General features: G+C 59.3%; 6 protein-coding genes. 5 read left to right on the top strand and 1 reads right to left on the bottom strand.

Annotation, left to right across the window (positions count from 1 at the left end; genetic code table 11):
- Window positions 1–148 precede the first annotated feature (148 nt).
- Window positions 149–787 (bottom strand): TetR/AcrR family transcriptional regulator, encoded by a 639-nt coding sequence (locus tag ASC96_RS11425; RefSeq protein WP_060503155.1) that lies wholly within the window; start codon window positions 785–787, stop codon window positions 149–151.
- A gap of 286 nt (window positions 788–1,073) precedes the next feature.
- On the opposite strand from ASC96_RS11425, the gene ASC96_RS11420 reads away from it, so the two are divergent.
- From ASC96_RS11420 to ASC96_RS11400, 5 genes are all read left to right on the top strand, one after another.
- On the top strand, window positions 1,074–1,634 hold the full coding sequence (locus ASC96_RS11420) for a TRAP transporter small permease (RefSeq protein ID WP_060503177.1): 561 nt from the start codon (window positions 1,074–1,076) through the stop codon (window positions 1,632–1,634).
- Between the two features lie 10 nt (window positions 1,635–1,644).
- Window positions 1,645–2,925 (top strand): TRAP transporter large permease subunit, encoded by a 1,281-nt coding sequence (locus ASC96_RS11415; RefSeq protein WP_060503154.1) that lies wholly within the window; start codon window positions 1,645–1,647, stop codon window positions 2,923–2,925.
- Window positions 2,926–2,992: 67 nt separating this feature from the next.
- Complete coding sequence (locus tag ASC96_RS11410) at window positions 2,993–4,006, top strand: TRAP transporter substrate-binding protein (RefSeq protein WP_060503153.1); 1,014 nt, start codon at window positions 2,993–2,995, stop codon at window positions 4,004–4,006.
- A 66-nt stretch (window positions 4,007–4,072) separates the two neighbouring features.
- On the top strand, window positions 4,073–4,960 hold the full coding sequence (locus ASC96_RS11405) for a shikimate dehydrogenase (RefSeq protein ID WP_060503152.1): 888 nt from the start codon (window positions 4,073–4,075) through the stop codon (window positions 4,958–4,960).
- Window positions 4,957–6,867 (top strand): sugar phosphate isomerase/epimerase and 4-hydroxyphenylpyruvate domain-containing protein, encoded by a 1,911-nt coding sequence (locus ASC96_RS11400; protein WP_060503151.1) that lies wholly within the window; start codon window positions 4,957–4,959, stop codon window positions 6,865–6,867. Before ASC96_RS11405 ends, ASC96_RS11400 begins: the two co-directional genes overlap by 4 nt.
- Window positions 6,868–6,876 lie beyond the last annotated feature (9 nt).

The raw sequence follows: 6,876 nt of genomic DNA, 5'->3' as shown, positions 1-6,876 counted from the left end.
ACCAAACAAAAAACAAAAGCCCGTGATCAGAAATGACACGGGCTTTTGTGCGTTAATGGCCACAAAACACAAGCGGCAATGATAACGCCACAAGCCAAAGCCCGGCAAGCGGCAGCCATGAGACACGCAGATATCAGCAAGGCTGGGTTCAACCTTTCAGGTAACCGATGACGGCATCGGCGATCATCGCCCGGTGACGGTCGATCGTGCCGGGTTCGGAGAGGTCGCGCCGGAAGATCGAGCCGAACGTATAGCGGTTGGAAACGCGGAAAAAGCAGAACGCGCTGATCATCATGTGGATGTCGATCGGATCGGCCTGGCGGGTGAAAACGCGCTGGTTGACGCCGCGCTCCAGAACGCCGGCGATCGTCTCGATGACAGAGACATTCAGGTCGCGGATTGCCTCCGAGCGCCGCATATGGGCGGCGTGGTGGATGTTTTCGATGCTGACCAGCCGGACGAAATCCGGATGCGCTTCATCATGGTCGAAGGTGGTCGAGATCAGCACCCGCAGGGCTTCCTCCGGCTCCAGATTGGAGAGCTGGAGGTCCGCTTCCAGCGTGCGGATCTTGCGGTAGGAACGCTCCAGAACGGCAAGGTAGAGTCCCTCCTTGCTGCCAAAATAATAATAAATCATGCGCTTGGACGTGCGGGTCCGCTCGGCGATGGCGTCGACGCGGCCGCCGGCGAGACCATGTGTGGAAAATTCCTCCGTCGCCACCTCGAGGATATTTTCCTGGGTGCGTTGCGGATCGTTTTTCCTGCCGTTTTCAGCCTTGCTTGCCATGCTTCGCCGCTCCCTCCCGGCGCCTCGTTCGCCCAGTCCGCGTGTCTCCAACACGGGAATCTGCATCCGGCTACCCGGTATGCCCATCAACTCATAGTCAGCTTGCAGGCCGCTTTCAATAGATGCCTATTGACATACGTACCAGTTCGTACATTTTGTAATTACGCCGAATGTCCCTGAGGAGGAGGCACCGGCACGGATATCCCGTTACGATAATGTGCAGCCGTTGCTGATGCAGCGCACGCCAAACATCGCCATCGGCGGAATCCATCTCGGGAGGACAGGCATGACACGCATTATCGAATTCTACTTTTTTGTGCTGAAGGTGATCATCGCCCTTCTGCTCGCCGCCATGGTCATTCTGGTGTTCGGTAATGTCGTGCTGCGCTATGCCTTCAACCAGGGTATCACCTCGTCCGAAGAGCTTTCCCGGGTCTTCTTCATCTGGCTGACATTCCTCGGCGCCGTCGTCGCCATGCGCGAACACGGCCATCTCGGCGTCGATTCGCTGATCAAACGCCTGCCGCTCACCGGCGCAAAGCTGGCCGTTCTGGCAGGGCAAGGGCTGATGCTTTTGGCAACCGCGCTGATGATCAGCGGCAGCTGGACCCAAATGCTGATCAACCTGCCGGCGACGATGCCGGCAACCGGCCTGTCCATGGGGTTTTTTTACGGCGCGGGCCTCGCCTTCGGAATCCCCACCTTCCTGATCATCCTCTGGGACATGTTTTGTGTCGCGACCGGCCGCATCGATGTGACCACCGCCGAACTCGTCCGTGACAGCGAAGAGCAGATGCCTCTTGAGGATCACCCAGCACCACAAGCCGTCACCGGCGCGAAGATCTGAGGAGAGCGCCATGACCCTGACAATTTTCCTCGGCGCTCTTCTCGGCCCCATGGCGCTCGGTGTGCCGATCGCATTCGCCTTGATCATCAGCGGCGTGGCGCTGATGATGTACATGGGCATTTTCGATGCCCAGATCGTCGCGCAGAACGTCATGAATGGTGCAGACAGCTTTCCGTTGATGGCCGTGCCCTTTTTTCTCCTGGCGGGCGAGGTGATGAATACTGGCGGCCTGTCGCGCCGCATCGTCAACCTTGCCATGGCGTTGGTCGGCCATGTGCGCGGCGGGCTGGGTTTCGTGGCAATTTTTGCTGCCTGCATCCTGTCCAGCCTTTCAGGTTCCGCGGTGGCGGATGCTGCAGCCCTCGGCGCACTGCTCTACCCGATGATGTTGAAATCCGGCCATGATCCGGCCCGCACTGGCGGTCTCCTGGCGTCCGCTTCAGTCATCGGTCCGATCATCCCGCCCTCGATCGGTTTCATTCTCTACGGGGTTATCGGCGGCGTATCGATCACCAAGCTCTTCCTGGCCGGGATCGTTCCGGGGTTGCTGATTGCGCTGGCGCTCTGCGTCACCTGGCTGCTGGTGGCGCGCAAGGAGCAGTTCGCGCTGCCGCCCCGGCAGAGTGGCGCAGTCCGCATGAAAGCCTTCGTCGATGCCATCTGGGCGCTGATGCTGCCGGTGATTATCGTCTTCGGCCTGAAATTCGGCGTCTTTACACCGACGGAAGCTGGCGTTGTTGCCGCCGTCTATTCGCTGTTCGTCGCCATGGTCGTCTACCGCGAACTGCCACCGTCGCGTGTGTTTCACGTCTTCGTGGCGGCAGCAAAGATCACCTCCATCGTTATGTTCCTGGTTGCCTGTGCTGCCGTCTCCGCCTGGCTGATCACGGTTGCGGATGTGCCCGGCGATCTGGTCGCGCTGCTGGAGCCGCTGATGGACAACCAGACGCTGCTTCTGATCGCCATCATGGTGCTGATCGTGCTGGTCGGCACTGCCATGGACATGACCCCGACGATCCTAATCATGACGCCCGTGCTGATGCCAGTGATCAAGCAGGCGGGCATCGACCCGGTCTATTTCGGTGTCCTGTTCATCATCAACAATTCCATCGGCTTGATCACGCCGCCTGTCGGCACGGTGCTCAATGTCATCTGCGGCGTGTCCAAGCTGTCGATGGAGGATTTGATGAAGGGTGTCATGCCCTTCCTGATCGCCGAGCTGATCGTACTTTTCCTCCTCGTTCTGTTCCCGCAGCTGGTGACCGCGCCGGTCGCATGGTTCGGGCATTGAGGCGGAGGAGCGCTTTGAAAACCATTCAACCGGCCGGGAACCACCGGCCAAAATCTGGGAGGAAAGCATGTTGAACAAGATGATGAAACTGGCATTGGGGCTCGCTCTGCCCGCCATGCTGCTGGCGGGGACTGCATCGGCTGAAATCCGCGAAACCACGCTGAAATTTGCGAGCGCCAACAACAAAGGCCATCCGCAGGTTACCGGCATGGAAAAATTTGCCGAGATCGTCAAGGAAAAGAGCGGCGGCAAGATCGACGTCAAACTGTTCCCGGGCGGTGTGCTCGGTGGCGACGTGCAGACGGTCTCGTCGCTTCAGGGCGGCGTCGTCGAGATGCTGGTGCTCAACGCCGGTATTCTCGCCAGCAACGTCAAGGCATTTGGCGCTGTCGACCTGCCATTCCTGTTCAACAGCGGCGAAGAGGCCGACAAGATCATGGACGGGCCATTCGGCAAGAGCCTGTCAGACAAGCTGCCCGACACCGGCCTCGTTGGCCTTGCCTATTGGGAATTGGGGTTCCGCAATCTCACCAACAACCGTCATCCGGTCACCAAGCTGGAAGACATCAAGGGCCTGAAGATCCGCACATTGCAATCGCCAATCCCGATCGAGCTGTTCAATGGCCTCGGCGCCAATGCCGTGCCGCTGCCTTACACTGAACTCTACACGGCGCTGGAAACCGGCACTGTGGACGGCCAGGAAAACCCGGCGGCCAACATTCTCAACGCCAAGTTTTTCGAAGTGCAGAAGTACATGACGGTGACGCGTCACCAGTATAATCCGCAGATCGTGCTGATCAGCAAGGTCTTCTGGGACAAGCTGAACGACGAGGAAAAGGCTGTCATCCAGTCGGCGGCGATCGAAGCCCGCGACTATCAGCGCACGGTCTCGCGCGAAGTGGACGCCAAAGCCATGGCCGAAATCAAGGCCACCGGCATGGAAGTTTCCGAACTCAGCCCGGAAGAGACGCAGAAGCTGCGCGATGCCGTCAAGCCGCTGGTTGACAAGTTCAGCGGCGAAATCGGCCCCGACACTGTGTCGCTGCTCTTCAAGGAGCTTGCGGCTGCCCGCGGCCAGTAATGCCTTCGCCGGCCCGCCTTGAGGTGGGCCGGCCCATCTTTTCTGACAATTACGGAACCTGCTGCAATGGTCGAAACACGTCTGAAACCCTTAAAGGCCGGCTTGATCGGTTCGGGCATCCAGGCTTCGCTGACACCGGCGATGCATATGCAGGAAGGCGCGGCGCAGGGGTTTGCCTACGATTACGCACTGATCGATCTCACCCAGCGCGGCCTGACACCGGACAGTCTGCCCGCACTTTTAAGTCAGGCCGAACAGCAAGGTTTGAGCGGTCTCAATATCACCCATCCCTGCAAGCAGCTGGTCATTCCTCATCTCGATGAACTCTCAGACGAAGCACGCGCGTTGGGCGCCGTGAACACCGTCGTCCTGAAGGGAGGCCGGCGATACGGCCACAACACCGACTGGTGGGGTTTCGCCGAAAGTTTTCGGCGCGGCTTGCCCGATGCCGATCTCAAGTCGGCAGTTCAGATCGGAGCAGGCGGCGCTGGCGTTGCCACCGCCTATGCTATTCTGTCGCTAGGCTTGAAGAACCTGACCGTGTTTGATCTGGATCCGGAAAGGGCAACTCATCTGGCGCAGTCCCTGTCGGTGCTGTTTCCCAAAGCTACGATTGAGGCATCCGGTGACCTCGCGGTGGCGATGCAATCGGCATCCGGTCTGATCCATGCGACCCCGACCGGCATGGCGAAATATCCGGGTATGCCGCTTGCGCCGGAATTGCTTTCAGCTCGCCATTGGGTGGCCGAGATCGTCTATTTTCCTTTGGAAACCGAGCTGCTGAAGACGGCAAAGCTTCGGGGATCCCGGGTGCTGAACGGCGGCGGCATGGCCGTCTTCCAGGCCGTCGGCGCGTTCAGCCTCTTCACGGGCCGCGAGCCGGATGCCTACCGGATGATGCGGCATTTCGACAATCTGACATCCGGCAGCCGGCCGAGCAAGGATCTGCAATGAAGACCTCCATCGCGACTGTATCGATCAGCGGCGAGTTGCCGGAGAAGCTGGCTGCGATTGCAAAGGCAGGCTTTGACGGTGTTGAAATCTTCGAGAATGATTTCTTGGCCTTTGATGGCAGCCCGGCGGATGTCGGGCGGATGGTACGTGATCATGGGTTGGAGATCACGCTTTTTCAGCCCTTCCGCGATTTCGAGGGCATGCCGGAACCGCATCGTACGCGCACCTTCGATCGTGCCGAGCGCAAGTTTGATATCATGCAGCAGCTCGGTACCGACCTTGTACTGGTCTGCTCTAACGTGTCGCCGGTGTCGCTCGGCGGCATCGACCGGGCCGCGGCGGACTTTCATGAACTCGGCGAGCGGGCTGCCAAGCGCGGTTTGAAGGTTGGTTACGAAGCACTTGCCTGGGGAAAACATATCTTCGACCATCGGGATGCCTGGGAAATCGTCCGGCGCGCCGACCACCCGAACATCGGCCTGATCCTCGACAGCTTCCATACCTTGTCGCGCAAGATCGATATCAATTCGATCCGCTCCATCCCCAAGGAGAAAATCTTCATCGTCCAGCTGGCAGACGCGCCGCTGATTGACATGGACCTGCTCTACTGGAGCCGCCACTTTCGCAACATGCCGGGCGAAGGCGATCTGGCGGTCACGGCCTTTACCAGCGCGATCGCTGAGACGGGCTATGATGGTTACTTCTCGCTGGAAATCTTCAATGACCAGTTCCGTGGTGGGTCTGCAAAGGCGATTGCGGCCGATGGTTACCGCTCGCTGATTACGCTTGGTGACCGCGTCCGGCGCAATCCAAATGCTTCGGGGCTTACTGTTGCCGACATGCCGGGGCGTGCGCCGGTGAAGGCCATCGGCTTCGTGGAATTCTCTGTCGATGAAACCGCTGCGACGGACCTTATCGCGCTTCTTCGCACGCTTGGCTTCCGCAACACTGCGCGGCACAGGACCAAGCAGGTGACGGTCTATAGCCAGGGCGATATCCGGTTGCTGGTCAATACCGAGCGTGCAGGCTTTGCCAATGCGTCCTATGCGGTACACGGGCCATCGGCCTATGCAGTGGCACTCATTGTGGATGATGCGCAAGAGGCTATGGCCCGGGCGGTGGCGCTTGGGGCTGAATCCTTCAGCCAGCCGGTTGGCGCTGGAGAATTGGAAGTCCCGGCCATTCGTGGGGTCGGCGGCGGGTTGATCTATCTGCTCGATGAAAAGACTGATCTTGGCCGCATTTGGGACATCGATTTCGTAGCTGTCGCGAATGAGGATGACAGCCAGCCGGCGCATCTGCGTGCCATCGATCATATCGCCCAGACTGTCGCCTATGAAGAAATGCTGACCTGGCTGTTGTTCTACACCTCGATTTTCGAGACGCAAAAGACACCGATGGTGGATATCATCGATCCGGCAGGCGTCGTGCGCAGCCAGGTCATCGAGAATGCGGCAGGTAGCTTGCGCATCACGCTCAATGGGGCGGAAAACCGGCGCACGCTTGCCGGCCACTTCATCGCCGAAACGTTCGGTTCGGGCATCCAGCATCTGGCTTTCAACACGGATGATATCTTTGCAACGGCTGCAGCGCTGAAACGGAATGGTTTCCGGCCGCTGCACATTTCGCCCAACTATTACGACGATGTCGAAGCCCGCTTCGGCCTCGAACCCGAGTTGAGCGAGCGGCTAAAGGCGGAAAACATTCTCTACGATCGCGACGAGCACGGCGAGTTCTTCCAGCTCTACAGTGGCACCTACGGCGAGGGCTTTTTCTTCGAGATCGTCGAACGGCGCGGCTATCGCGGCTATGGTGCTGCCAACGCGATCTTCCGCATCGCTGCGCTGAAGAAGCAGATCCGGCCCGATGGCATGCCGGTCATTGCAAGGGAGTGGCAAAAACACTGACCCGGATCA

Source organism: Rhizobium sp. Root1204, from assembly GCF_001424965.1.
In the GTDB taxonomy this organism is placed as follows: domain Bacteria; phylum Pseudomonadota; class Alphaproteobacteria; order Rhizobiales; family Rhizobiaceae; genus Pararhizobium.
The sequence above is the reverse complement of the archived record's forward strand: the minus strand, read 5'-3'. Positions and strand labels throughout refer to the sequence as shown.

Excerpts from the sequence above, each read along its gene's own strand:
- ASC96_RS11410 (WP_060503153.1), top strand. The coding sequence starts at position 2,993 with ATGTTGAACAAGATGATGAAACTGGCATTGGGGCTCGCTCTGCCCGCC.
- ASC96_RS11405 (WP_060503152.1), top strand. The coding sequence starts at position 4,073 with ATGGTCGAAACACGTCTGAAACCCTTAAAGGCCGGCTTGATCGGTTCG.
- ASC96_RS11420 (WP_060503177.1), top strand. The coding sequence starts at position 1,074 with ATGACACGCATTATCGAATTCTACTTTTTTGTGCTGAAGGTGATCATC.
- ASC96_RS11400 (WP_060503151.1), top strand. The coding sequence starts at position 4,957 with ATGAAGACCTCCATCGCGACTGTATCGATCAGCGGCGAGTTGCCGGAG.
- ASC96_RS11415 (WP_060503154.1), top strand. The coding sequence starts at position 1,645 with ATGACCCTGACAATTTTCCTCGGCGCTCTTCTCGGCCCCATGGCGCTC.
- ASC96_RS11425 (WP_060503155.1), bottom strand. The coding sequence starts at position 787 with ATGGCAAGCAAGGCTGAAAACGGCAGGAAAAACGATCCGCAACGCACC.